This is a genomic window from Microbacterium sp., assembly GCF_041641055.1.
Taxonomy (GTDB): domain Bacteria; phylum Actinomycetota; class Actinomycetes; order Actinomycetales; family Microbacteriaceae; genus Microbacterium.
Genome location: NZ_JBEPZB010000002.1, coordinates 97178 through 122955, shown reverse-complemented (window position 1 = coordinate 122955; position 25778 = coordinate 97178). Strand labels below are relative to the sequence as shown.

Below are 25778 nucleotides of genomic sequence, written 5' to 3'. Positions count from 1 at the left end.
ATGGCGTCTGAACGCCGATCGGGCGAGAAACCGTGCTTTCCGTGTTTCTCGTAACAACGACACTACCGAGGATCATCGGGTGATGCCGAACAATCTGCAGGATTCTGGTCATGACTCTGATCACCAGTTCTCGGCATCGCCGAACCGACTGACGGGGACGAATCCAGGTCTCTCGCGGTCTGAGCGATGGCCTCGCTGCCTTCACCAAGTGCAGCAAGGAGCTGCGACACCGTGAGCACCTCGTATGGGCGCGAGACCCAGTAGCCGGCCGGCGTTAGATGGCGAGTAACGAATCGTGTCTGAAGAACGTAGGCGCCCTGATCCGGCAATGGCTCCAGACCGAGCTTCTTCGCTATGTCTTCAAGATTCGGCTTCAGCTCTGCCTCCTTCCGGGCGAGCTGAGTGGCATAGCAAGGCTTAACCCTGCCCTTGTTCTCCGAGTCGCTGTAGAAGGTCCGCAGCTGGCGCGCTGTCTCCGCAAAGCCATAAACGGATGCGGGGTCTTTCGCCTCGATCAACCAGATGTTCGGATCGCCGCTACGTCCACAAACAAGGTCGACTTCTGTCGTCAGCTCCGGGACGCCCAGACGAGCGTGGTCGCCAGGCTTCACGCGCGCGATGGTCTTGAACCCAACTTCTTGAAGCTGCCGCTCAAGTGTTCGCTCGAACGCCTTGTTCCTCCCCGATCGTCTCTCAGCAAGAGCCTTGGACACCTTGTCAGGCACCTCGCCCGTCCAGGGAAGAACGCCCTGCGTCAGGTGATTGTTGTAGACGCTCAGGGTTGTCAGGAGATACTGCGGAGCGATCAGGATGGCGCCATCCGCACGTCTTACAAGCGGTTGAACGAGTAGACGATGCCTGCGGGTCCGTGTCTGCCACGGCTCCCAACTACTGGATCGCAGAACATCTGAAGACGCTGTGAGCATTTGCAATGCGTGCCTGAGACGCAACTGCTGTTCTTCACCGGGATCACCGGCTGCTTCAAAGACCCAGCCGAGAGCCTCGTCCTCTGAGGCGAATGTGATGCTTCTGCCATCGTCGAACGAATCCCACTGCGCAAGCGCCATCAAGACCATGAAGAGATCGGAAGTGGACGCACCGAAGGATTCCAGCATCGCCGGGTCAACGGCGTCCTCAACTCCTCCTGCGCCTGCCTCGTCGTCATCGAGTACCGGGCCGAGGCGGATAGTGGCTGCCGCCGTGTTGAGAGATCCCCTTTCCAGCACCCATGAATCATCAGTCACGTGATCGTCGTCTTTGAAGGTGAGCTCGTATGCAGAACTGATCTCGATGATCGCGGGAGCAACCCGGTGGTGCAGCCGCTCGCTCAACGTCGTCATTGTGCGATATGCATCTGCGGCAGCTAGGAGCGCACTCCAGCTCTGAGCCGTAACAGGCTGTTGCCCATCAACATTTGGGTCCAGTCTCAATGCGGCTTCGACGATGATCTCGTTGCACTGCCGTAGTTCGAGCGTTTCGCTGGCAAGCTCGGCCATGCGCGCCACTGGATCCCACTCCGTGCTCAGATTCTGGGCGACGCGGGTCAGGTTTCCTTGTTCTTCCTGGAGGTGGTCATAGACACGATTGAGTTGCTCCATCCCCATGGCGACGATCACATCGGTGTTGTGCAACGCAATTCGATCGTTGAGCTGTTCCAGAGCTGCGGGCGCGAGATGGGTTCTGACTAGCGCATTAGCTTCGATCCCACGGTACGCGCCGGGTTGTATGTCCGTCGCGTGCAAGCGACGGGCGAAAGATGCAGTTGCCGCTGATTCGTCAGACGAGCTCAGCTGCCAGGGCCTCGGCAGATGGTTGAGTTTGGTTCGCGCGGTCTTCGTCTCGAGTATCAGGAATGGTCGGCAGGTGAGCCATTCGCGTCCGATCTCTTGCGCAACACTGTCACCGACGCCGCCGTACGCAAGAAGCTGTTCGAGGGCGTTGGCTGTGAGCGCATTGGCTGCGAAGGGCTTGCCGTCCGCCTGCGGCACGAACTCCTCCAGGTCGAAACTCCAGAGCGCCACGCGCGGAGCACCCTCCGTTCGAGTCCGCGAAGATGAGAACTCAACCACCTCATCGCCTCGTTCAACCGCCCGAAGCCAGAGCCGGTATCCGCGGGTTCCGAGGTCTTCGTGCGCACGTCGCCACGACTCACCGATTGCGTCGAAGGCGAAGATGAGGCCCCCACAGACGTCGAACAGGAACCGATACTCCTGGCTGTCCGTCCAGTCCGGGTCGGACCTGACGATTGCGATCGGAGGTGTGATGAGAGGCAGGGACCAGCCGATGCGATTAGGTGCATGGTGGGTTCCCCGTCGATAGTCGTATTCGCTCTCGGGGCCAAGGAACGATACGGACGCGACGTTGCCGGATGAGATTTCGGCCATCTCCGCGTGCCGTAGCGGCGGTAGCCCTGTTCCGTGAAGCGCGACTTCTAAGCGCGAGAGAGCGACCGCACGCTCCCACTCGGCTTCTCCTGCGTGCGCCTCGAAGTACATGTGTGTTGGGCTGATCCCGCCTTTGAAGAAGGTCTTGTCGTTTGTCCTCCATGGTTCCCAGTAGTTGATTGCTTCCCAGCCGAAGCTGGATGGGAATTCTGGTGAGCTCAAGTCACGGACGAATCGATACAGGTCGTCGTCAGCTGTTGCTGTCTCCGCAATCCAGGTGAGGTCTTCCAGTGCGAGGGTTGCTTGGCCAGGAGCCTGAGGTGCCATCAGATGGGATGTGCCTGCGACGATGACAAGCGGAACAACGCTTGCGCCGGGGAGCAATTTGATGGTGCCGCCACCAGCGATCTGTGCCGAGATCGGGCCGTCGGACGGGTCATGGTCCCGGACGCGGTCTGCCAGCGTTACGCACGCTGGCGACGACGGCCCTGTTCTAGAAAGGTCTTCTGTGAAGAGGATCGATACCGCGATGAAGTTTGGCCCGTCGACCGGAACGAGCCACTGGATTTCGTTCCCTGTCAGTGGAGGCGTCTCATCGGGTGCTTTGGGCGGCGCCTCGATCAAGGTATTCGAGAACCGCCAAAGTGCGCCGCGGATCGCATCGATGCAGGAAGCCCGGAGCGCTCGCCTAGCGCGGTTATCACGTTCAAGGTCATCGACAAGTTCCGTGACCGCGTGAGCAAGCACTTCGGGGACATAGGTCGGTGGCAGCCATCGATAATGCGGGTCAGCGGTTGAGAGGCGATAACGCAGAGTCCGCCCGAAGGGACTCGTCGGACTTTCGTGGTTGTACTTTGCCGAGACCGCCGGCGAGGTCATCCATTCAAGCGCAAGCAGATCCGCTTGGTCTAGTTGGAGCGACTCGAGCGGGTCAGCGGAAACGAGCTTGCCTGCGGCGTCCAGTTCGTTGACTGGAAGTTCGATTTCGTCGCCGAGTTCGATGTCCGGAGCCGGTTGCCACTCCGGCAGCAGAGTGTTCAGGCAGTAGTCCACGTACCTGAGCGCTACTCGGACAACGTTGGCGATGCCAAACTTGTGCCGCCGCACAAGTCGATCGTCTACCGCGTCGGCAAGTCGCAGAGCCCGGGAGAGGTCGGCTATCGGTCTCTCGATCAAACCTGGCACATAGCGCAGCAGTTCGTCATCAACTCGGACTGTCGCGACATTGGTGGGGTCGGTCGAGATGTAGTCCTCGTGCATGACACCGATGCCCTTGGACTCAGCCGCCGTGTCAACCAACTCCTGTACGTCAGGGAGAGGCTCTCTTGAACGCTCGTTGGAAACGGAACTCGCGCGGAGGCTGGCGGCGAGCGCCACACCGATTGATACGGCCCGGTGACGCGCGGACGGGGACGAAGCTGCCGCAAAAAATGTGGCCCACAGCTGGTCGGGGTCGAACCGACAATAGATTCGAGCAAGTTCGTCGGGTTCGGGTGCCGCCGGCTTTGCTTGAGCGCGCTTCGGTTTTCTCGTCTTACTCCGGCCCATGCCAGCCTCCGAGTTCACGTGGAAGATACGACCTCATGTGTCGTGTTCGACAGTCGATGTCGACGCAACGCCCAGCACCTGAACCGGCACCGGATGCTGCGAGCCTATAGCTGGCCCGACATGTCCTACGGCGATGCCGCGCGGGGGGCGGCTGCGAGCTGACCGTCGCGGCCGGTCTAGCTGGACGCATCAGCCGCGATGACAGGCCAGGTCCGCCCGGCAGAAAGGCTTTAACTGTATAGACCTAGCCTGAGGTCGACGGATCTTCGGCCGCCGTGCCGCCCTGCTCATCTTCTGGACGGCGAGACGCTTGCCTATCGTCAACCACGGTCACGCCAACGGCTGCGATCTGCATGACGATCGAGTCGTCATTGCAGAGGACTCGTCGTGCGAGCTTGGCAGCGTGCGAAAGATCGGGGTGCTCATCCACAGCGTTTCGGAGCCGATCCTGCGGCACACCCAATTCGTGAAGCAGGTTCAGGATCACCAAGCTTGCGGTGACCTCAGCGACAGCATGAAGGTGGTTCAGATCGTTATCGCCGGTTCCGACGTGCGCGAGATTGTTGCGCGCATCTTTCGCCGCTTTGGCCCACACCTCAGGTTCATGCACGAGGCGGAGGCCAGCTTCGCCGACTCGGCCCACAAGATCGAGGAGCCGCTGCTTGAGAGTGGGGACATTTGAATGCTCCGTGAGACGGTCCGAGAGCCACGCCTTGCGGTCACCTGGCGCCGCTTCCAGGAGAGCTTTGCGCAGTGACTTGAACTCTTCCGGAGGAATCGGCGGGGCCGGGTCAAGCGCACGATGGAACGACTCCGCGGCGGCAACAGCCGTAACAACTCTCGTCTCGATGTAGCCGCTCCGCACATACCGCAAACCGAGAATCATGCTGCGCGCGGCAGCGAACCTGTCGCGGACATCTAGCCAACGAGGAAGGAGCTCCTCGAAGGGAAGGTCATCAAGCGTTAGGACGTAGTTGCGCAGATCGAGGGCCTTCGCATCCGGCTTGGGCTTGACTACCCGCACCTGATACACGGTGATCTCATGCGGCTGGTCCCGCATCGGATGATCGACGGGCCAATCGTCAGGAGTCGGCGGCAGGAACACGCGCATACTGATGATCCCGCACGCACGGAGCGTTGAGAGGGACAACAGGTCTGCCATGCCTCCGAGCAGATCGAGCCAGTACTCGAAGGACTGCGGCTCCTCGCGCTCGAATCTGATGACCTGATGTTCGCGCACGCGCGTCAGGGTTTGGGACCGGGTCTGCTCAGAATACGGATGCCACGCATAGTGGCTAAGCTTGACTGTCAGCGGGCCCGATTCGGCCGTGAGAGCTTCCAGGTGCCCCAACTCGATCGCGCCGCTGAGGTCGCGTTCTGGCCCGAAATAATGTGTCTCCTGGATGCCAGTTCTGCGCGACCAGACGGTCATGTCCTCCACGTGTGCGGAAGCAGCCGTAAACGCTGGTTCGTCCGGATCGTCCATATGCGCGCCCACCAGCGCGGTGTGTGCCCTCAACTCCAGCTTGTCAGGCGTCCCGAACATCCCGCCAAGGCTGAACGAACGCGCAGTTGTGACGTGGACGCTCAACAAGGTGATGAACTTGCCGTCACCGATGCCGACGACCACTGGCCAGTGCTGAAGCTCGTCGGTGACGATCGTGGAGCCGTTCTCACCCGGGCGCGTTACGTTGTATTGCCAGCCGCCGATGAGCCGAAGCCGTAGACCCTTGTCCGGCGAGTAGGTCAGCACCCCAGGCACCTTGTTGTCGGGATCCTCGGGTCGCCACCACTGGCCCGTCCAGTCCTGATGCTCGTCTAGCAGAGTTTCGGTCACGCCTTCATAATGCACCTACGCTACGACATCGAACCGTGTCGGGATGCCGTCGCCGCAAGCGCGAACCGGCGCGTGAAGCTCGCAAGAGTGAATGCGCCGGGAGCGCCCACTCGAGGGTTCCTGTGTTCGATGTCCATACCGAACAGGTGCGTCCTGCTCCCACCCACGAATCGGGAGCAACTGGCACGGTCGCTCCGCTACCGGAGCGCGGCGGACCGAGAGAGCAGTGAGGGCGTCAAAGTGATGGGTTTCGATGACCGGATCACATCTCACCAACTAGAAAGTCCCGGAAACCCTTGAGTTTCCGGGACCTCTCGGTCGGGCTGACAGGATTTGAACCTGCGACCCCTTGACCCCCAGGTGGCAGGATGATCGGTCTTAGCCTGCTTGACCAGGGGTTTTGCTTTTCAGGAGTGTGCTCTGGACGTCACGTTTTGCAGGGTTTGCAGGCTGTTGGTCACCTGATTGGTCCACTTCGCCAGCAGCATCTAGCAGAGACACCCACGGCCCATCAGGCCGCTACGGCACTCCCCCTGGCGTAGGACAGTGCGTCTGTCGACCAGGCGCGAACGTACTCCTCATGCTCCTGGTACTCGTGTTCGTCGTATCTTCCATTCACCTTCGAGAGCGCCATAAGTTCTGTGAGCCGGAGCCGATCGATAACCACCCCGTAGTCGTTCTCCCGAAAGCGTGCCTTCTCCGTCGCAACCGTTCGGAAGTCAACCTTCTTCTCTTCTGACTGCTCGTGATGCTGGGGGAAGGGAACGAAGAGCATCTCGATGTGCTTGTGTGAGGGCATCTTCACGAACCAAGGAAGGAAGTGACCTTCAATGAACGACTTGATGGGTTTGGCGGTCCAGTTGCTCCCAGACGCGACTTGCCCGTAAGCGACGATCGAAGCGGCCTCGCCGTCAAGAAAAGGTCGCCAGGCGACGATGTCGACAGTTCCATCAGCCGCATGTGGTGAGAGTCCGGTCGGTCGGTCGTCCGGCGCTACAGCGGTGCCCATAGAGGAAGCAAGGTCTTGGATCGCTTTGAGCATCCCCGATCCGTCGGGACGCGGAAAGCCGAACCAGTACGCACGCCCGCCCAGCACTTCTGCGGCCGTCAGATACGACTCAACTTGGAGAGCTCTCGCGCTCGACTTGAACACCTCATGGTCGCTCTTCGTCGGCAAGAGCTCGGAGTGGATAGCGGAGATCAGAAGGCAGCAGACATAGCAGTCGTGTGCGGCCTGATCAGCTTCGCTCAGCGCCGCTCGACGCCTAAGCGCCCATTTGCCGAACTCCGATACGAGCTCGAAGGGGTACAGAGCGCCAAGCACGCGCTCACGGTAGGCAAGCTCCTCGTAGACGCGCTCAGAAAGCTGATCGTTCTCAGGTTCCAGGATCTCCTCATCGACAAGCTCGGCGTCGAGATCGGTCAGCAGGCTTCCATGGTCAGGCTCCCTCTGAACGGTCTGGCTTCGAATCAGGCTCTGCTCATTGGCTCCCGACTCGTCAACAAGCGCATGCAGTTCTACCCAGTCGGCCGCCACGCTCCGCGTCGAGCGTTCCAGTGGCGCGTTAATTCTCATCGGCGGAGTTGCCTCGAAGGTGCGCCTCTTTCATCGCGTTGACCACGATGGTCACCACACGGAGGGTCGATTCGGCATCATCAACCAAGTCAGACTTGGGGTCGTAGCGAGCAATGATGCGCGAGACGTCCTCGGCCGAACTGGCGAGTTGATAGAACGCCTTTTCAAAGGCCTTGGCCTTGTCCTCCACGACGTCGAAAGCCCGGTCGAGGTCACGGTTGGACTCAAGTACCCGGACTGCGCGATCGCTGCCGAGTACGTTTACGAGTCGTCCGAGGTCGGGATTCTGACTCCGAATGAGCGCCGGCTCGTCCTCCTGTCCGTAGAGCCATGACAGGAAGTTACGAAGCTGCGGTCGGTGTGACGCGGGCACGGGGTTTGCTGGCAGCACTGAGTTGTCGCTCTCGGGCAGTCCGAGGAACTGGCGAACGTTCACCGTGGACAACGCAGTGTAGAGGTGCGAGAAGTAGAAGGACTTCTTGGACCGGAGTTCACGGTCGAAAAGCTTGGCTTCCTCCGCTTGTTCCAGGACGACGACACCGTTGACGAGTCTGCTGACGGTGTTGTGGCCATCTCCCAGCCTACGGCTCACTTCATCGATATCGTCCCCGTCTTGGAGCCACGAGTGCGCGAATCTCGCCTTCGCGTAGGAATCCCACTTAAACGCGCCATTGACGTGCTTGAACCCGATGAAGTCGCGCGCTTCTTTGCGACTACCGACGTAGTTCACCTGGATTTCAGTCGGTACAGCGTTGGCGTGTAGTGGCTGCGGGAGGGACACCTTGAACTGCTGCTGGAGGCGAGGACTCGCAATGATGCGCAGAGCTGCGAGGCGCCGATTGCCTTCGACGACGGTTCGCGTCGACTCTTCGACGATGAGAGGCTCAAAGTCCAGCCATCCCGAGTTCCCGATCGACTGGATCAGCTCGCCCAAATCTGCCTGAACGTAGAGGTAGGCGATCGCCTCATCCTCGTCGGTGAACTTCGCGTCCGGCATCCGCGGGTTCGACAGATCGAGGGATAGCGTGTCGGGTGCCGCCTTTTCGAGCCGCGCCATCAGGACGCTCCTTCTATAGTGCCGCCCACACGCTGCACCAGATCAGCGTGGGCGGATTCGAGTTCTTCCGGGATCGCGAGGTGGGGTGAGAACACCATGACTTCGTTAGCCTTCATAACGCGGTGTGCGGAGTAGTTCAGGGCAAAGAGTCGTCGTCGGAGAGTTGAGTAGAGCTCTGCGACCTGGGGGACGTTGTCGTAGGTAAGAATCCACTTCGCTCGCTCGACACTCTTCAAACGTTCAGCAAGCGCCTTGTGGTCGGCTTCTTGGAACGCGTTGAGGTACAAGGAGCCAGCCTTCTCGAAGTAGGGCGGGTCTGCGTAGATGAAGGCGTCCTCGCTGTCGGAGTAGCGTGAGATCACGTCTAGACCGTCTTCGTTGGTCACGGCGATACGGTCCGCGTGCAGCGCGATCAACCTGATCCGCTCCGCCAGACCCTCCCGATTGAAGCGAGCGTCGATCTTATAGTTTCCCGTCTGGTCCTTCCCGCCGATCGGCCCGCCGTTCAGCACACCGGAACGGTTAGTCCTGTTGAGGTAGAAGGTGGCGAACCCAAGGGGAAGGTGGTCCTCTCTCGGCGATGTCAGGTAGACCTCTCGCTGTCGCTCCCACTCATCCACGGTGAGTTCAACGTTGTTGACGAGCCGCGTGAACTCGCCAGGCTGCGTAACGACTGCGTTCCAGAACGCGAACACCGCCGGGTCGAGATCGTTGATTGCGATTCGCTCGACCTGACCGGATACCAGTAGCGCAAGAGCGGCCCCGGCTCCCCCGGCGTAGGGTTCGACGTAGACGCTTGAAGTGAGGTCGTTCTCGCGGATGATGGTCCGCAGTCGCGAGTAGAGCAGTCCCTTGCCACCGGGGTACCGAAGAGGTGAAATGGTCACTCTCTTCCTGGCAGATGTCGCTGTTCGCGTCATGGTTTGAGTACCGCTTTCATGACTCCTTCGATGGTCGCCCAGCATTCGCGAACGTCATCGGGTGTGGCAAAGATGTGATGGTTGTGGTTGGTTGCGTCGAGGTGGGCCTTCGACCCGACGAAGCCGTAGCGTCCACCGCGAATCTTCTGTACGGGCTGGATAAAGGCGGTCTGTCCGGTCGTCTTGAAGTGCTCTTCGAGCCAGACGAGGCAGTTCGAGAGATACACGAATCCCTGCTCATTGGAGCCCTTCTTGATGTCCTCCCCGAGCACCTCGGCATGGGCCTTGATCGTCTTCTCCAGGAAGGTGCGCAGTAGGTCGAGGGTCGCGTTTGGAAATCGCTGGATGTTGATTGCGGAGAGTTCCTTGACGATCTCGTGAATCGACGCGGGGAAAGTGGTCGGAACCGTGAGATTGTCTGTGTTGAGGTAGTTCCGCTTCCTCGGGAACGGCTTTGCCTTGTCACTACCTGCATCCGATTCCGTGTCAGATGACGTCTGGTCACCATCGCGGTGCTCGCCATTCGGTCCGCCCTCTTTGTGGTTGGACCCTGCCGAGCCTGCATTCGATGACGAGGATTCATGAGATGCGCTGTGGTCGGCAGTCGAGTCCTCGTACTCGTTGAGCAAGTCGCGCAGTTCGTCCATGTAGGCGACGTACCGTTCGCCGGAGGTTCTGTTCAGGACACGCGTGTTGATAGCCCCGTCACGAATATCGGAGACGATCTTGGTCGCCAGACGTTCGAAGAGAACTCGCGACGAACGAAGTTCTACATTCCCTGTGCCGCTATCGATTTCGATACCGGCGAGCTGCAGGAACTTGTCGTTCTCGTAGAGCCGTGCGAGAGTCGACACGGGAAAGCGGCGACGATTGACGTAGTCGCGGAGCGACGGGTCAGCGAAGCTGACGCCGCGAAAGAGTCCGAGAATCTTGCTTCGAGTGATGAACTTTCGGACATCGATGGTCGGGTACTGCGCGACGAGCTGCTCGGCGGTCTTGCCACCGTCAAGCTGTGCTTGGAAGAACGCCGCTTGCCGAGCCGGGCTCCAGGCAACACGCTGGTTTCCGGTGTGGAGCGCCGCGATCAGTTGGTCGGCATCGTCTTGCGTGGGCGCCTTCTTCACGGTGATTTGCCGGAGTTCATCACGGCTCTCGATGCTCTGCGCGAGCTTGCTGATTCGTGCTTGGTGGTCCGGCGCGAGATACGGGTTTTGAATCGCTTTGAGCGCCGCCACTCGACGGTTTCCTTCGACGACAACGAGAGTGCCGTCACGCTCAACGACGATGGGGACCTCGTGAGTCAGAAGACCGACTTTCGTGATGCCTTCAACAAGGTTTAGAGCCTTCTCGTTCGTGAAGAGGTCCTGAACAATGTCGGACTCAGGGACTCCGTCGGGGATGTCCAACCGGACGTTTCGGGGGTCGAGTCTGACACCGTTGACGATGTCAACGGTCAGCTCTTCCCATGTCGCCATGTTGATCACAGCCGCCTACCTCGCCATGCAGCGGGCATCCCGATCTCGGTCGTGTCGAAGCTCTGCACCTTACTCATCCACGATCCCCGCCTTAGGTTCGCTCGACCCTCGGACATAGTCCAGGACGTCGCGCTTCGGGAAGCGCCAAGCTCGTCCAACCTTCTCGCCTGGCAACTTGCCGGAACGCACAAGGGAGAGAACCGTCTTGGTGCTGACGCGAAGGAGCGCGGCAGCTTCCTCCGTAGTCAGGACTTCGTGATCTTCCGCCATCTTCCGGCTCTCTCCTCTTTTGGGACGTAAGTTCACGCTACCAGCGGTGCACCGCGCATGACCAGGCACACGCCGCTCCTCGATGCCGTACCGCGTGATCTGGACTCAAGGACGCCGTCTCGATCACGACCCCGCCCGAACGCCGCGCCACTCCTTTACCCTCGCGTGCAGCAGCCGGAGGACGCTGGCGGGTCCGTTCAGGGTCAACTTGACCGAGTTCCACGCGCACAGCAGCACTACGAGGTTGAGCCATCGGGGGCCGCCGGCTTCGATGGTCGTGACGCACCAGTAGGCGGCGAGCAGGTACGGGATCGCGAGGAGCATCGCGGGGATACCCCAGCGCAGGCCGCGGCGGGTGCGGGTGGCGGCGATGAGGAGGTTCGTGGGCGCGTAGCTGAGGATGTCGCGGGTGCGGACGCTGGCCGCCCAGATGAGCCGGAACACGGGCATAGTCCTTCCAGGGGTTCGGCGACAAGAACCTGAAAGGACCGCCCAGCGTGCGGGGTGGTCATACCGTCGCGGGGAGCGACAGCGCCAATATAGAGGCCGCCTCGTCCTCCACTGTAGAACGGTGGCCTGACATCGGGAAGGGCACCGGGCTCACAGCGCGCGGCGGACCGGCTCTCGTTCCGGCCTACGCTGCGGCTCCTCCCCTGCTCCCCGTGCGAGGCTGCGTGCCCGGTCGAGGGCGGCCTTGGCCCGGGCGGCGTCGATCTTCTCCGCGTCGTTCTCGGACGGGGTTCCGAGCGGAGTGGGATCGGTGATGCCGTAGCGGTCGCGGTAGGCGACGACGGTGCGGGCAAGTCGCCGCCAGGTCGCTTCGGTCTTGGCATCCTTCGGCGGGGCGCCAAGCGCATTCGTCCAGGTCTGCTTCTCGGTGAGCGCGGTATCGAGGAGCGCGTCGGCGCGGGTCTCGATGAGGTCGCGTCGTTCGGTGAGCGCCTGCCGGAACTCGCTGCTCACGGTGCCGGTGGCTTCGGGGATGAGTCCAGTGATCAGGCGGGGTGCCTTGCGGGCGCGGCCGGACCCCGCTGGCCTCGCTGTGGCTCGGGAGACGCGGTAGTGGAGGACGGCGGCGATGTCGTCGGCGTCGGTGAACCCGCGCGCCCGCACGAGGCGCGGCAGCAGCGTTTCGATGTCGTGGTGGTTGGCCTCGGCGCGGCGGAGCTCGGCGGTCAGCGCCCCGAACGTTGGGGATGCGATCGCGTCCTCGGCCTCCTCCTCGGTGAGACCGGACGCGCGGACGAGGAGCGCCCACCTGTCGCGTTGCGCGGCTGCCGCCAGCGTCTCGTACTCGGCCGCGAGCTGGCCGATGTTCGCCCAAGCGTCCTGTTCGGCGGTGATGGTCTCGTGGGCGGAGAGCTCGGCACCGACGTGCTGGAGCACCCCGAACAGCACCGACCGGGCGGTGGCCTCGGTGTTGTCGCCAGGATGCGGGCCGTCGTGGGAGTCGTCAGGCTTGTCGGTCACGACGTAGGCGCGGTTCGTCTCCCGTCCGCGGGTGAGCGCCACGTACAGGTTCTCCCTGGTCATGCTCGCGTCCGCGAGCACATGCGAGGTGTCCACCGTGATGCCTTGGGCCCGGTAGGAGGTGACGGCGTAGCCGAGGTCGAGGTGTTCGGCCACATACGCGGCGGGGAGCACAACCGAGGCTCCCCACTTGCGGTCGGCGCGGCGGAGGGTGAGGGAGCCGTCGTCGCGGACCTCGGTGACCGTCCAGCGGTCGCCGTTGCGGACCCAGCCGCGGCCGGCGCGCAGGCGGCGGTCGTTGTGCCGGGTGATGACCGAATCCCCGACGGCGGCGCGCGTGCCGTCCAGCAGCGCTACCTCGCGGCGAGCGTCCACGGTGCCGTCGAGGATCAGGTCCGTGCGAGCGCGCTGGTTAAGCGCCTGGATGGATTCGTTCGAGTCGGTGACCAGCACCGTCGCCCGTCCGGCCTGCCTGTCGGCTTGCCACGCAATGTAGGCGGCGTCGACCATCGTCTCCATCTCGCCGCCCTGGATGCGGTCGTGCTCTATGTAGGTGTCGATGACCTCGGTACGCCCGTGCCGGAGCCCGAGGGACGCGGTCTTCTCCCATATGTTCGTGAAGCGGTGGATGTCGACCAGTTCGGGGGCGTCGCCGCGGTCGTGGATGAGGAGGGAGAAGGCGCCGCCGGCGTCGACGGACTGGAGCTGTGCGTAGTCCCCAACCAGCAGCACTTTCGCCCCGGCCTCGGAGGCGAGACGGGCGATGCGGTCGAGGGACAGGGTTCCCGCCAGCGACGCCTCGTCCACGATGACGAGCTGCCCCTTGCGGAATGTTTCTCCCTGGACGAGGTGGTTCTGCCACCACTTCGCGGTGTTCTCCGTCTGGATGCGGAGGTCATCGGCGAGCACCTGCGCTGCGACCGCAGATGGCGCCAGTCCGACCACGGACCCGCGGCCGTGCTCGTGCTCCCAGGCCCGCCGCAGAGCGTTCATGGCGGTGGTCTTGCCCGCCCCGGCGGGGCCGACCAGGACATCGACGATGCGCCCAGACACCGCGACGGATGCGAGCGCAGCGGTTTGCTCCTCGCCGAGCACCCGCCCCTGCCGGTCGGGGCGGGCCGCGATCCGCTCCACGGTTTCCAGCGGCACCGTGGGAGCGGTCGTCGTGCGGGCGCGCTCGAGGAGGCGGTCTTCGGCGGCGAGCAAGAGTTCGGAGGAGAACACCGTCGAGTGCTTCGGGCGGAACACGCTCGTGCCGTCCGGGCGGCGGAACGCCACCGGGCTTGACGTGAGTTCCGGTGGGGTCAGCCGCAGTGAGGCGGCTTCGGCGGCGTCCATCACCAGCCCGACGATCGCCTCCCGATCCGTGGTGGACGCGAAGCGGTAGCCCATCGTCTGCCGGGCCGCCTCGGCGGTGAGGTTCCACCGCCTCCAGGTGGACCGCTTCTCGCCGACCGTCTCGACCACGCTCTGCCCGAGGGAAGCAATCACATCCAGCGGGACGTCGTCGGCGCGTAGCAGCAACGGCGCCTCCTTCGTGGTGACGCGCCGCGCCCACGCGGTCGCATCCCGCCCGAGCAGGCGGCCGGCTCGCTGCCGCCATTCGGCGGTCAGGTCGGCGAGGGACCGGACCTGCTTCTCGGGCCTCGTGATGAGGGTGGCTTGGGCGCGGAGCTTGAGGATCGTCGCCGTCGACGGTTGCCGGCCGTGCTTCTCGACGTACTCCGCGATGAGGCGGTTCTTCTCCATGTCGATGTGCCGGGAGCGGGAGGAGAACTCCGCCACCAGCTGCTCCGGCACCGTCGTCACCGCCCAGGCGGGGTTGCGGTCTCGCCCCATGTCGCGGGCCTCCCACTCCACGCCGAAGGCGCGTGTCAGGTGGTCGGCGAACACTGCCTCGTGCAGCTCGGAGAGCGCGACCGTGGCGGCGTGCATCGGGCGCCCGTCGAGGGAGCGCCATTTTCCGTCGAGGACGGTCTGCACCTTGTTCGAGATGACGACGTGCGTGTGCAAGTGTGGGTCACCCGCGCGGGAGTCGTAGTGGTCGAACGCTGTGGCGATCAGACCGCGGACATCGACTTGTGCAACGGCGCCGTTGCGGGCGGTTGCGCCGGTGCGGGTGGCTGCGACCTCCCGCTCCATGAACGCAACCACCTCCGCGACCGCCGCATGATGCGCATCCGCGATCAACGCCTGCGTCCCCGCATCCGCAACCGCCCACAACACGCTCGCGGACTTCGGGACCGAGAACGTGAAGTCGTACCCGGCGACGGCGCGACGCGTCCCGCGCGCTCGTTCTTCTGCCTCGATCTGCGCTACCGCCTCGGCGCGACTGACCGGTCCGAGCACCGGGTCGAGCGCGGCGGTACGCTCCTCGACACGCCCAGCCACAGTCTTGTAGGCAGGATACGCAAGGCCCAGTGGGTCGCCCGTGACCGGGTTCCGGCCCATACCGACGAGGAGCTGAAGCTGGGACTCAGAGACCTGATCGTCGACCTGGATCGCGCTGCCGAGCGCAGCGACGCCCGCGCCGAGCCAGTGACCCGGCGGACTGCCTTCCTCGGCGTAGTAGCGCATGAACGGTGTCGAAAGCGATCGGTCGCCGTCACCGGCCGCGACGCTGCGCAGCAGGTACCTGTATCCGTCGCCTGCCGACATGACGCGCATCGATACCGTCATGATGAGCAGGTGGGGCCATGTCTCCCGCAGCATCGACTTGCAGTCCGAAGGTCACCACTCGCGCGAGGGCCGGAGGGTGGTCACCTTGAGGCGGTTCGCTAATCTCCCCAGTATTCGAGGTCATAGGTCAGGCACCACTGGTAGCTCTCATTGCTCAAAGCAGACTCGATCGCTTCATACAGGTCCGGCATCAGGTAGCCGAACACCTCGTCCATGGCATAGGCGGTGTCGTGGAACTCAACGAGTTGAACGTACGCTTTGTCCTCACTGTCCCAAGGCATCCCCGCGTTGTCTAGAGAAGTGAAAGTCATGTGGAATCGGTCGAGCATCTGCTCGATAGCGGCGTCCCAACCTCCGGTGAAGCCGCCCGCCCACTGAGGTCGACCACCATCAGGAGATACCCATGGCAGGCCGACGGAAATCTCATCCAGAATGGCTGTCGCTCCCGCTTCGCTAGACACGATCATGGAGACGTCGCCGAGCTCGAACTCCAGGTCGCCTCGCACACGCCATTCGCGTTCCCATCGCCAGTCGTTCGGACGCTTGCTCTGGCGGTTGCGGACGCCATCAATGTATGGAGTCAGTTGCCAGATCGGCGCGTCTGGCATGTCTTCTGCGTCATCCATCGCGGCGCGAAGCGCTTGCCACTGCGGCGAGGGGTCGCTGAGATACCAGACAGGTTGAGCGTCCAACTTCATGCGCAACCTCTCCTTATCGAAGACGATTCCCCACGGACGCCGCGAAGTCATACGTCCAAGCTCGTGCAGCGGCGTCTCAGTGAGACAAACCGACTGGTGAAGGTGCTGGACGCCTGAGTAGTACCTCCCGGCGCCGAAAGGTGCACGGGCCTCGATCGTGCCCGTTGTCAGTATCGAGATCAGGTCGTCCTCCGAGCGCGTGAGATGCACCAACCAGCGCGACAGATCGGAGGCTTCGCCATGTTGCGCTGTCCCCTGCCATTCGGGCTTGACGTTCATTGGCCCCTCCTCTTGAAGCCCCAGGGTACCCGCGCGCTTCCTCCGCGCTCTGGCGCCTCGCTTACATACAGCATCGTCTTCTTGCGGACGACGAGGGCCGTGAGACCTCGACCTGCAAGACGCGTGGTAGCTCGAAGGCGGTACAGGGACTAGCGAGCAGCCAGAGCGAAATCGAGCATGCCCTCATCGTTCAGAACGCGAAGAGCTTGCGCCGATACCTAACGAAGAACTGGACAATTCGACGGCGCCCACCAAAGACGAGGCCGGACCCCGGCCACAGCATGTGTGGTCGCGCTGGAACTAACAGCACACGATGCGCTTCGCTCCCACCTCGCGCTCGGTTGGGAATCAACACCGACGACATCGCGAGCCCTTGGCAGGCTGCACTGGCCTCTGGTGCCCGATTCTGAGCGGGCGGGATACTGCCATTTCTGGAGGTAATCGTCGCGCCGGGCGCCTGGAAAGTTCCCGTGGCGTTCGGCACCCCGCGTTCGGCTCTTGTGGCGAGCAGAAACGACTAGCACCGGCGCCGGGGGGAGTTCTCGGAAGCGCGGGACGCTACTCGCCTGGAGTAAGGCCGGCGACGAGATTGAACGCGCCGGTGAGGATGTTGAGAGAGACCACCCCGACTACATCGGCGATCTCACGATCGCTGTATCCAAGCTGGCGAAGCCGGTCGATCTGGACGTCCGTGATGGCGGCCGGAGCGCGATAGATGTGGAGTCCGAGTTCGATCATGCCCGCAATCGCGGGGTCGTTCGAGCGCCCCTGTTGTGCGAGCTGGATCTCTTCCTCGCGCACGCCGAGCGACCTTGCGCTGCTGATGTGGGATTCGAGGCATAGCCCGCAACCTTGCTGCGCTTGCACCGCGATCGAGATGAGCTCGCTCGTCTTCCGATCCAGTTTGGCGCGCCGCATCGCCTTACTGAGCTGCAAGTAACCGCCGAGCACCGCCGGGGAATGGGCCATGGTGGACACCATGTCCCCGACGGCGCCATGCCGACTAACGAGGTCGCCGAGCAGATCACGAGAGGCGCCGATGGCGGTCTCGGGAGTCAAGCGGGACAGACGAGGCATGGGATCCTCCTTCGTCATCACCCGGCTATCGAATCCGGCCGAGATCGTGGATGCCGTCACGATCTTGCGCATGGAAGATCGCATTCGACGCCAGCGCACCGGCATGCTCGTTCGCCAGGCGGTAGAAGTCACGGCGTCCTTCCTGCTGGCATGCGATGATGCCGACGGATTCGAGAGCGACAAGTTCCCCGCTGACCTGTTCGAGGGAGAGGTCGGCGATGTCGGCAAGCAGACCCCCGGACATCTCGCCATCTTGCAGCGCGAGCACAATCTTGACGCGAACGGGCGAGGCTAGAAGAGCGAAGACCGCAACGGCGGCGTCGAGATATGGCGTTTCATAGTTGACGTTCTCGTGCTGTCCCTGCCTCATGATAGCCATCATACCCCGTACCCGTAGGGAGTAGTAGCGTGATAGCTCGATCTACTCTCCTGTGAGCGTCTCACGCACCACCCGATGACCGTTCGATCTGGTCATCGCGAAGCCCCTGGCGACTCCAGAGAGGTTCATTCAGCAATGACTGTCGGGTCGATGCAGAGGAAGCGACCATCCACGCGTTCCACTCCGCGGCGGATTCGGCGGGGCGCTTCCTTCGAGCATGGCGGCGATGAACAAGGCTCCGACGAACACCTCACAGGCAAGCTCATCGTGGGGCGTCTGGAGGCGGTTCAGAGTTGCCGCCAAGCTCGGAGCGGGACCGCTCACGCCCGTTTGGGCCCTGATGGAACTCGCACCGCTGGCGCAAAGGACTGCGCCGACATCGCTGTGTGCAAGATCGGCGAGGGTGAGCTGCACGGCATTGATTGCCGGGTATAACAGGAGCCGAGCGAATGCTCTCGGCGATGGTGGCCAGGGTTTCGGCGCGCCGGGCGACCAGGGCGATGTTCCACCCTTCCGCCGCATACTTGGGGGCCATGGCTTGTCCGGTACCAGGACCGGCTCCGAGGATGAGGAGCGTGTGGGTCATCGTATTCCTAGTGAGTCAGGAGCCTGCTGGTGCAGCGGGCGAAGATCCTCACTCTCTACCCCTGGGGTAAGTAGTGAGGTTGGAGAATTTGTTCAGCGTGATTGCGGGCCGGTCCGGCGCACCTCTGTGAGCCCTGCGACGACCGGGCCCCGGTACAGAAGATGTCCGCGTCGGAGGCTTATCCGCGTCCATCGGCCTGCGCGCCACACCAATGCACTCTCGGTCGGCACGCCGACGAAGCCGAAGGCTACGGCAGCGAATGCGACGCCACGGGGAAGGTCTGCGAGCTCCTTCTCGGGCTGCCCCCAGATCCGGGCGCGCACCTTGCCGACGATGTCCCTTCCGGGATTGTAGGGGAGCGCTTGGGCGACTTCAGCATTGCCTGCCTGCGCGACGCGGCTCAAGGTGGCCGCGTTGACCGTCCCGGTCTGCGACCATCCCCCTCGAGGGATCTCCACGCTCGCCCATCCGCGCGCGACAGACACCTCCGGAAGGCGCAGGGCGACAGGGTCAAGGGTCTCGGTAAGCGACTCGACCGTGAGGTCGCAGACCAACTCGGGGTCTGTGCGGAGCACACGGAGCGCGAGCACCATCGGAGTCGAATCCAGCAGCCCCTGCGGGGCCAGTGCAGCCGCGGACATCACCAGCGTCCCTCGTGCCGCCTGCAGTCGGACGGCTTCGTCCCCTACATGCGCTGCGCGCTCGGCGAAAACGAGCGCATCCCGAGCCGACTGGGCATCGGCCAGGATCAGCTGTTCGGTCATCTCACTCCTGTCATCATCAGGCGGTGCGCGGGGAGACCCGGTAGCCGACCGCGAGTAGCATGTCGCGGCCTTCTGCCGTGACGAGTCCTTCATGCCAGCGAGGGGACCAGGCCCAGTCGATGCGGTACTCCACGCCAAGGTGCGCCAGATGAAAGTCGATCTCCCGTTCGATGGTGTCGGTGAGTGGGCACTCGGGGGTGGTCAGCGTGAGGGTCAGCGCGTACGCTCCGTCTTCGCGCCGCTCGACCCCGTACACCAGCCCGAGGTTCACGATGTCGACCTCGAGCTCGGGATCGAAGACGTAGGTGAGCGCGTCCCAGACCGCCTGCGTTGTCACGCGGCCGCTCAGATGATGCCGCTGAGCTTGTCCTCGAGCGCCGGCTTGGGCATGGCGCCGACGATCTGGCGAATCACCGTGCCATTCTGGAACACCTTCAGCGCCGGGATCGAGGTGATCTGGTACTTCTCCGCGAGGGCGGGGTTCTCGTCGACGTTCAGCTTCGCGATCCGTAGCCTGCCGTCCTGCTCGGCAGCGATCTGATCAAGGATCGGCGCCAGTGCACGGCACGGCCCGCACCAGGCAGCCCAGAAATCTACGAGCACGGGGATGTCGCTTTGGAGCACGATCTCGTCGAAGGTCTGCTCAGTGACGATGACGGGCTGACTCATAATGATTCCTTCCTGCGCGGCGATCCCGCTGTAGGTCATGGACCGGATGGCCCACCATCCACAACACACTACCCCCTAGGGGTATTCCCGCCGTCATCACAGCAGCCGCTACTCGGTGACATTGATCACCCTTCGTTTACCGTGCGGGGGTACGGTACTAGCGTTAGGCTAGGAGGGATGATCAGCCTGTCCGCGCTGCGTACCCGGCTACCGCGATCGACGCGGTGGCTGCTCGTGGTGTGCTTCTCCGTCGCGATCATCGTCGGGTTGCTGGGCATGCACACCCTGGCCTCCTCCCACGCGCCTGCGATGTCGTCGACGACGGCCGAGATGGCCGGCAGTGCGGTGTCGGAGGGTCATCATGGTGCCGCGTCTGCCCCGGCGGAGCACTCGGAGCATGCGTGTGCGACGTGCAGTCCAGAGGGCGGTCACGACGCGCTGATGGTGATGTGCGTGCTGGCGCTGCTGGCGACGGTGCTGTTCCTGCTGGTCCCCCGGCTGATCGGCCTATCCCCGCACGGACGGGCCGTGTGGTGGTCTGTGGTGTTCGTGGCCCGGCCGGCTCCGAGCCGCCCGCCCTCACTGCGGGAGTTGTCGATCAGTCGGACGTGAACGCGCCTGACCCCGCCGTCCGGTGGGGTTCCTGCTGTGCCCGTTCGCGGGCGTTCACGTACATCCAAGAGAAGGACTGATTGATGATGATGAAGAAGAAGCTCCGCACCGCAGCACTCGTCGCCGTTCCGCTGGCGACGGCCCTGTTCCTGGCCGGGTGCGCCGACAACGGCGGCTCGATGCCGGGCATGGATCACGGCGACGGGTCCTCGTCGGCGCCGTCGGAGTCCGCAGAGACGGACTTCAACATGGCCGATTCGATGTTCGCGATGATGATGATCCCCCACCACCAGCAGGCGGTGGAGATGAGCGACATGATCCTCGCCAAGAGCGACGTCGACCAGCAGGTGCTGGATCTGGCGCAGCAGATCAAGGATGCGCAGCAGCCCGAGATCGACACGATGCAGGGCTGGCTCGATGACTGGGGCATGTCCGCCGACGATATGGACATGGGCGACATGGACCACGGCGGCGGGATGATGTCTGAGGAGGACATGGCGCAGCTGGAGGCCGCGACCGGCACCGAGGCTGCCAGGATGTTCCTCGAGCAGATGATCGAGCACCACAAGGGCGCGATCGAGATGGCCGAGACCGAGCTGGCCGACGGGAAGAACCCGGACGCGAAGGAACTGGCCCAGGCGGTAGTGGACACGCAGTCCGCGGAGATCACCACCATGGAAGATCTGCTCGCTCAGCTCTGAGGCACCCCGGTGGGGCGTCACCGTCTGGTGGCGCCCCACCCTGATCGTGGAGGGTGCATATGCACGTCCGTTTCAAGACGGCGGCCGTGATCGCCGCCGTCATGTCCGTGCCTGTCGTGTTGGCGGGGTGCGCGAGCACGCCCGCGTCGACAGGGGAAGAACACACCGAGCTATCCACGCATGTGCACGCGGTGGTCGTGGCCCCAGAGACGGGGCAGCTGCTGCTGGGCACCCACGAGGGCATCTACGAAGTGTCCGAATCGGGTGAGCTCGGCGGCCGGGTCAGCATCGCCGACTTCGACGCGATGGGGCTGACGGCGACGTCGCAGGGCCTGATCGCGTCCGGGCACCCGGGCCCGCAGACCCCCGAAGAGTGGGGAGCACCGAACCTGGGAGTGATCCGCAGTGTCGACGGCGGCGCGAACTGGGAACCCGTCGCGTTCACCGGAGAGAAAGACTTCCATGCGCTCACCGCGGGCGCCGATGACACCGTGTACGGGTTAGCGACCGACGACACCGACCTGTTGCGCAGCGTCGATGCCGGCGCCACCTGGACACCGACGGGCGCACAGGTGCCGGCGGTCAGTTTGACCGCGGATGCCAGCGGCCGGGTAGTCGCGGCGACCGCGGACGGGGTGACCGTGAGCACCGACCGAGGCGCGTCGTTCTCGGCATGGCCGGATGCGCCGCTGCTGTACACGCTAGGAGCGTCCCCGGATCGCAAGCGGCTGGTCGGGGTCGGCACCGATGACCGGATCTGGGTGATCGGGTCCGGGGAGGACCAGTGGCAGGAAGCGGGCACGGTGCACGAGCAGGCGCAGGCGGTGGGGATCGACGCGGACGGCCGGGTCGTCGTGGTCGACGCCAGCGGCATCACCGTGCTCCCCCAGTAGCGGGGGCCGCACGGCGGCTGCGGTGACGGGTGGAGGTGCCTACGGGAGTCGAACCCGTCTGGGCGGCTTTGCAGGCCGCTGCCTCGCCGCTCGGCCAAGGCACCAGGTTCCCGCCCGACGCGGGGCGGGGGAGGCCGGACGGGTCGTCCGTCTGGTCCGGGTTAGGACCGGACCAGACGGGCGATCGCGTCGCTGGCTTCCTTGATCTTCTGCTCGGCCTGGTCGCCGTCCATCCGTGCTGCGTCGATCACACAGTGCTTGAGGTGATCGTCGAGCAGCCCGATCGCGACGGCCTGCAGGGCGCTGGTGAGAGCGCTGATCTGGGTGAGGATGTCGATGCAGTACTTCTCGTCATCGACCATTTTCGAGATCCCGCGCGCCTGACCTTCGATGCGCTTGAGTCGGTTGAGGTACTTGTCTTTGTCGGTGATGTACCCGTGTTGGGCATGGGTGGTGTCGGCAGTGGGATTGGACATCTCGGTTCCTCTAGTTCATTGTTCGAGCACCGCACGGGTGCTGGCCTCGGGTGTGAGGTCGATGCGGCGCAGCAGCTGGGCGTTCAGGGCGACCACGACAGTGGACAACGACATCAGGATCGCACCGACCGACATCGGCAGGACGAACCCGATCGGAGCCAGCACGCCGGCGGCGAGCGGCACCGAGATCAGGTTGTAGCCTGCAGCCCACCACAGATTCTGCTTCATCTTCCCGTACGCCGCGCGGGACAGCTGGATCACCGACAGCACCGACCGGGGGTCGGAGCTGGCCAGGATCACCCCGGCGGAGGCGATCGCGACGTCCGTGCCGGCACCGATCGCGATGCCGACGTCGGCCTGCGCCAGAGCGGGGGCGTCGTTGACGCCGTCACCGACCATGGCGACCTTTCGGCCTTCCTTCTGCAGCTCGGCGACCTTGCTGGACTTGTCCTCGGGACGCACGTGCGCGAACACCCGGTCGATGCCCAGCTCGCTGCCGACGGCGTTCGCAACGGCTTCGGCGTCACCGGTGATCATGACCACCTGAACGCCCAGCTTGTGCAGCGCCTCGACGGCTTCGCGGGACTCGGGACGGATCTCGTCGGCGAGCTTGAGCCCACCGATGACCTTCCCGTCACGGGTGACGTGCAGGATGATCGCGCCCTCACCACGCCAGCTGTCAGCCTGGTCGACCTCACGGGCGCCGACCTCCTCGAGCAGGCGCGGACCGCCGACCCGGATCTCCGCACCGTCGACGGTGGCCGTGACGCCCACCGCGGGCGAGGAGGTGAACCCGGTCGCCTTGGGAAGGGTGAGGTTCTTCTCCTGCGCGGCACGGACGATGGCCTTCGCGAGCGGGTGCTCACTGTCGGCCTCGGCCGCCGCGGCGATCGCGAGCACCTGGTCAGCGTCCAGGTCACCGACCGGCTCCACGGCAGAGACGGTGGGCTCACCCTTCGTGAGGGTGCCGGTCTTGTCGAACAGGACGGTGTCGACGGTGCGCATGCTCTCCAGCGCGAGCCGGTCCTTCACCAGCACCCCGCCGCGGGCGGCCCGCTCGGTTGCAATGGACACCACCAGCGGGATCGCCAGGCCCAACGCATGGGGGCAGGCGATCACCAGGACGGTGATAGTGCGGACGACGGCTTCATCGGGGCTGCCGACGAGGGTCCACACCACCGCGGTGATGGCGGCGGCGATCAGTGCGAACCAGAACAGCAGGGCCGCGGCACGGTCTGCGATCCGCTGCGCGCGGGAGGAGGAGTTCTGCGCCTCGGTGACCAGCCGCTGGATGCCGGCGAGGGTGGTCTCATCGCCGGTGGCGGTGACCTCCACGCGCAGACCGGAGTCGGTGGCGACGGTGCCGGCGGTGACCGGGTCGCCGGTGCCGCGGGCGACCGGGCGGGACTCGCCGGTGACCATGGACTCGTCCATGTCGGCGCGCCCGTCGACGATCTTCCCGTCGGCGGGGACGCTGCCGCCGGGGCGGACCACGACGACATCACCGACGGCCAGGTCGGCGGGTGAGATCTTGACGATCTGGTCTCCTTCGACCCGCTCGGCCTCATCGGGCAGCAGCGCGGCCAGGGTGTCCAGGGCGGAGCTGGTCTGGGCGAGGGAGCGCATCTCGATCCAGTGGCCGAGCAGCATGATCACGATCAGCAGTGCCAGCTCCCACCAGAACTCGAGCTCGTGGTGCAGCAGCCCCAGCGTTGCGCCCCAGGACGCGAAGAACGCGACCGTGATCGCCAGGCCGATCAGCAGCATCATGCCGGGCTTGCGGGAGCGCAGCTCGCTGACCGCTCCGGTCAGGAACGGCCACCCGCCCCACACGTACATGACGGTGCCGAGCACCGGGGCGATGAACCGGGCCCAGCCGGGGACCTCGTAGCCGAGGATCATCGCGAACATCGGGGAGAACGCCACCACGGGGACGGCGATGATCAGGTTGATCCAGAACAGCCGCCGGAACTGGCCAACGTGGTCGCCGTGCCCGGCGTGACCGCCATGGCCTCCCCCGTGGCCGGAGTGGTCCGCCTGGCCGCCGTGCCCGGCGTGCTCGCCGTGGCTGGGCTGCACGTCGTGCCCGGCGTGGGTGTCGTGCTGCGTGGGCGGCTCCGGGGTGTGGTCGCCGTGCTCGCCGGTGGCGGTGGCGGCCTTGCCGGTGGGGTGGGTGTTGTGGTGTGCGTGCGGGTCGGTCATCAGTTCACTTCCCTGTGCCTAGCGGCTATTTCGAGTCTGCCGTACCGGTCCCCGTGGAGGCGAGGGCCCCCGCGTCGGTCGCGGTCGAGGTGTACAGCTTGGGCATCCAGCCGAAAACGGCGGGCGCGGCGTCCAAGCCGAGGACACCGACAGGGACCGCGCCATGCTGGCGGATGACCACCAGCGGCTCAGAACTGTCGATGTGGGTGTCGGTCCGTGTATCGGTCAGTCCGGCCCCGGCGATCATTGCACCGTGGACGGTGGCGGTGAACGGGGCGCGAGGCTGGTAGCTGCCGGGCTGCTCCCCCGCGCCGATGTCAGCGAGGAGAGTGCGGGCGGCGTGCTCGCCCTGCGCGGCCGCGTCCGACCAGTGGTCGATGCGCCACACGCCCAGCGTGGAGTCATCGTGCACAGCGACCCCTCCAGCGGCGTAAACGCCCGGGAGTGCGGTGCGCAGGCTGTCATCTACGTCTACGCCCGCGTTCCATGGTGCAGGGGCAGTAGGTTCAGTGCCATGGGCGACGATAAGCAGGTCGGAGGGCAACACGGTCCCATCGTCGAGGGTGACCTCGATACCGTCCGCTGTGTCGCGGATCGTTGTGATCGCACGGCCGAAGGCGGTGTCGAGGACAGCCTGGTGTGCTTCGGCGAGGCGCTGCGCGAGCTCTTCGCCGAAAACGGTCGTGCCTGGGAGCTCAGCCCGCGCGATCAAAGTGACCTGGTGGTCGCGCTCACGAAGCAGGCTCGCGGTCTCGGCGGCGACCAGACCCGCGCCAGAGATCACGACTCGCGCCGGGCGGCCCAGATCTGCGAGGAAGTCGCGGACCGCGATCGCATCGTCGAGCGAATGCAGCGTGGTGATGCGTCCCGGCTGGACGTGCCCGGTAGCTCCCCCGAGTCCGTCGCCAAGCAGGCGAGGTGCGCTGCCGGTCGCGATGACCAACGCGTCATATTCCTCGATTCGTCCCGAGGCGAGCCGGACGATGCGGGCATCCGTATCGACCTCGACCGCTGTGTCGGCAACAACCTCCGCCCCTGGCATGGCCGCCTGCTCCGGCGTGAGCAATCCGATCGCGACGCCCTTGTTCACGAGGGTGCGGTTGTACGGGGTCTCGGCCGTCCGCCCGATTAGAGTCACAGTCACCGCATCCGAACCGGCGAGAATCCGTACGGCGGATGTGCCTGCGGCGCCAGCGCCGAGGACGACGACTTTCTGGGGGGTCATT

At 64.2% G+C, this 25778-nt stretch carries 21 protein-coding genes and 1 tRNA gene; 3 read left to right on the top strand and 19 right to left on the bottom strand.

Annotation, left to right across the window (positions count from 1 at the left end; all coding sequences use genetic code 11):
• Window positions 1-62: 62 nt before the first annotated feature.
• From ACESK8_RS02005 to trxA, 15 genes are all read right to left on the bottom strand, one after another.
• Window positions 63-3950 (bottom strand): hypothetical protein, encoded by a 3888-nt coding sequence (locus ACESK8_RS02005; protein WP_372967022.1) that lies wholly within the window; start codon window positions 3948-3950, stop codon window positions 63-65.
• Between the two features lie 226 nt (window positions 3951-4176).
• Window positions 4177-5769 carry a HEPN domain-containing protein gene (locus ACESK8_RS02000; protein WP_372967021.1) on the bottom strand — a complete coding sequence of 531 codons (1593 nt, stop codon included), beginning with the start codon at window positions 5767-5769 and terminating at the stop codon, window positions 4177-4179.
• Window positions 5770-6280: 511 nt separating this feature from the next.
• Window positions 6281-7345 carry a hypothetical protein gene (locus tag ACESK8_RS01995; RefSeq protein ID WP_347125512.1) on the bottom strand — a complete coding sequence of 355 codons (1065 nt, stop codon included), beginning with the start codon at window positions 7343-7345 and terminating at the stop codon, window positions 6281-6283.
• Window positions 7335-8402: a hypothetical protein gene (locus ACESK8_RS01990; protein WP_347125510.1), complete on the bottom strand. Its 1068-nt coding sequence runs from the start codon at window positions 8400-8402 to the stop codon at window positions 7335-7337. Before ACESK8_RS01990 ends, ACESK8_RS01995 begins: the two co-directional genes overlap by 11 nt.
• A complete protein-coding gene (locus tag ACESK8_RS01985) occupies window positions 8402-9322 on the bottom strand; it encodes a DNA adenine methylase (RefSeq protein ID WP_347125508.1) in 921 nt (306 codons plus the stop codon). The genes ACESK8_RS01990 and ACESK8_RS01985 overlap by 1 nt, the downstream gene beginning before the upstream one ends.
• Entirely contained in the window at window positions 9319-10797 is a 1479-nt protein-coding gene (locus tag ACESK8_RS01980; protein ID WP_347125959.1) for a hypothetical protein, read from the bottom strand. Before ACESK8_RS01980 ends, ACESK8_RS01985 begins: the two co-directional genes overlap by 4 nt.
• Before the next feature lie 69 nt (window positions 10798-10866).
• Window positions 10867-11067 (bottom strand): helix-turn-helix domain-containing protein, encoded by a 201-nt coding sequence (locus tag ACESK8_RS01975; RefSeq protein WP_347125506.1) that lies wholly within the window; start codon window positions 11065-11067, stop codon window positions 10867-10869.
• A gap of 123 nt (window positions 11068-11190) precedes the next feature.
• Window positions 11191-11511 carry a hypothetical protein gene (locus ACESK8_RS01970; RefSeq protein WP_347125504.1) on the bottom strand — a complete coding sequence of 107 codons (321 nt, stop codon included), beginning with the start codon at window positions 11509-11511 and terminating at the stop codon, window positions 11191-11193.
• 156 nt (window positions 11512-11667) lie between these two features.
• The gene (gene mobF / locus ACESK8_RS01965) at window positions 11668-15216 is read right to left on the bottom strand and encodes a MobF family relaxase (RefSeq protein ID WP_372967102.1); all 3549 of its coding nucleotides are present in this window, start codon (window positions 15214-15216) and stop codon (window positions 11668-11670) included.
• A 98-nt stretch (window positions 15217-15314) separates the two neighbouring features.
• Complete coding sequence (locus tag ACESK8_RS01960) at window positions 15315-16193, bottom strand: hypothetical protein (protein ID WP_347125502.1); 879 nt, start codon at window positions 16191-16193, stop codon at window positions 15315-15317.
• 558 nt (window positions 16194-16751) lie between these two features.
• Window positions 16752-17342 (bottom strand): carboxymuconolactone decarboxylase family protein, encoded by a 591-nt coding sequence (locus ACESK8_RS01955; protein WP_347125500.1) that lies wholly within the window; start codon window positions 17340-17342, stop codon window positions 16752-16754.
• Window positions 17296-17640, bottom strand: coding sequence for a metalloregulator ArsR/SmtB family transcription factor (locus tag ACESK8_RS01950; RefSeq protein WP_347125498.1), 345 nt, complete (start codon window positions 17638-17640; stop codon window positions 17296-17298). The genes ACESK8_RS01955 and ACESK8_RS01950 overlap by 47 nt, the downstream gene beginning before the upstream one ends.
• Window positions 17641-18327: 687 nt before the next feature.
• Entirely contained in the window at window positions 18328-18999 is a 672-nt protein-coding gene (locus ACESK8_RS01945) for a hypothetical protein (RefSeq protein WP_347125496.1), read from the bottom strand.
• Window positions 19000-19015: 16 nt separating this feature from the next.
• The gene (locus ACESK8_RS01940; protein ID WP_347125494.1) at window positions 19016-19336 is read right to left on the bottom strand and encodes an iron-sulfur cluster assembly protein; all 321 of its coding nucleotides are present in this window, start codon (window positions 19334-19336) and stop codon (window positions 19016-19018) included.
• An 8-nt stretch (window positions 19337-19344) separates the two neighbouring features.
• Window positions 19345-19668 (bottom strand): thioredoxin, encoded by a 324-nt coding sequence (gene trxA / locus ACESK8_RS01935; RefSeq protein WP_347125955.1) that lies wholly within the window; start codon window positions 19666-19668, stop codon window positions 19345-19347.
• 177 nt (window positions 19669-19845) lie between these two features.
• Here trxA and ACESK8_RS01930 point away from each other — a divergent pair, with 177 nt between their 5' ends.
• The 3 genes from ACESK8_RS01930 (at window position 19846) to ACESK8_RS01920 (ending at window position 21874) form a co-directional block, all read left to right on the top strand.
• Window positions 19846-20280, top strand: a complete 435-nt coding sequence (locus tag ACESK8_RS01930) for a DUF6153 family protein (protein WP_347125492.1) — start codon at window positions 19846-19848, stop codon at window positions 20278-20280.
• Between the two features lie 83 nt (window positions 20281-20363).
• Entirely contained in the window at window positions 20364-20981 is a 618-nt protein-coding gene (locus tag ACESK8_RS01925; RefSeq protein WP_372967020.1) for a DUF305 domain-containing protein, read from the top strand.
• Window positions 20982-21040: 59 nt separating this feature from the next.
• Window positions 21041-21874 (top strand): F510_1955 family glycosylhydrolase, encoded by an 834-nt coding sequence (locus ACESK8_RS01920; protein WP_347125490.1) that lies wholly within the window; start codon window positions 21041-21043, stop codon window positions 21872-21874.
• Window positions 21875-21904: 30 nt separating this feature from the next.
• On the opposite strand, the gene ACESK8_RS01915 is transcribed toward ACESK8_RS01920, so the two are convergent.
• From ACESK8_RS01915 to ACESK8_RS01900, 4 genes are all read right to left on the bottom strand, one after another.
• A tRNA-Cys gene (locus tag ACESK8_RS01915) sits at window positions 21905-21978 on the bottom strand.
• Window positions 21979-22035: 57 nt separating this feature from the next.
• Window positions 22036-22350 (bottom strand): metal-sensitive transcriptional regulator, encoded by a 315-nt coding sequence (locus ACESK8_RS01910; RefSeq protein ID WP_347125488.1) that lies wholly within the window; start codon window positions 22348-22350, stop codon window positions 22036-22038.
• Window positions 22351-22365: 15 nt separating this feature from the next.
• Entirely contained in the window at window positions 22366-24552 is a 2187-nt protein-coding gene (locus ACESK8_RS01905; RefSeq protein ID WP_347125486.1) for a heavy metal translocating P-type ATPase, read from the bottom strand.
• Window positions 24553-24577: 25 nt separating this feature from the next.
• A complete protein-coding gene (locus tag ACESK8_RS01900; protein WP_347125484.1) occupies window positions 24578-25777 on the bottom strand; it encodes an NAD(P)/FAD-dependent oxidoreductase in 1200 nt (399 codons plus the stop codon).
• Window position 25778 lies beyond the last annotated feature (1 nt).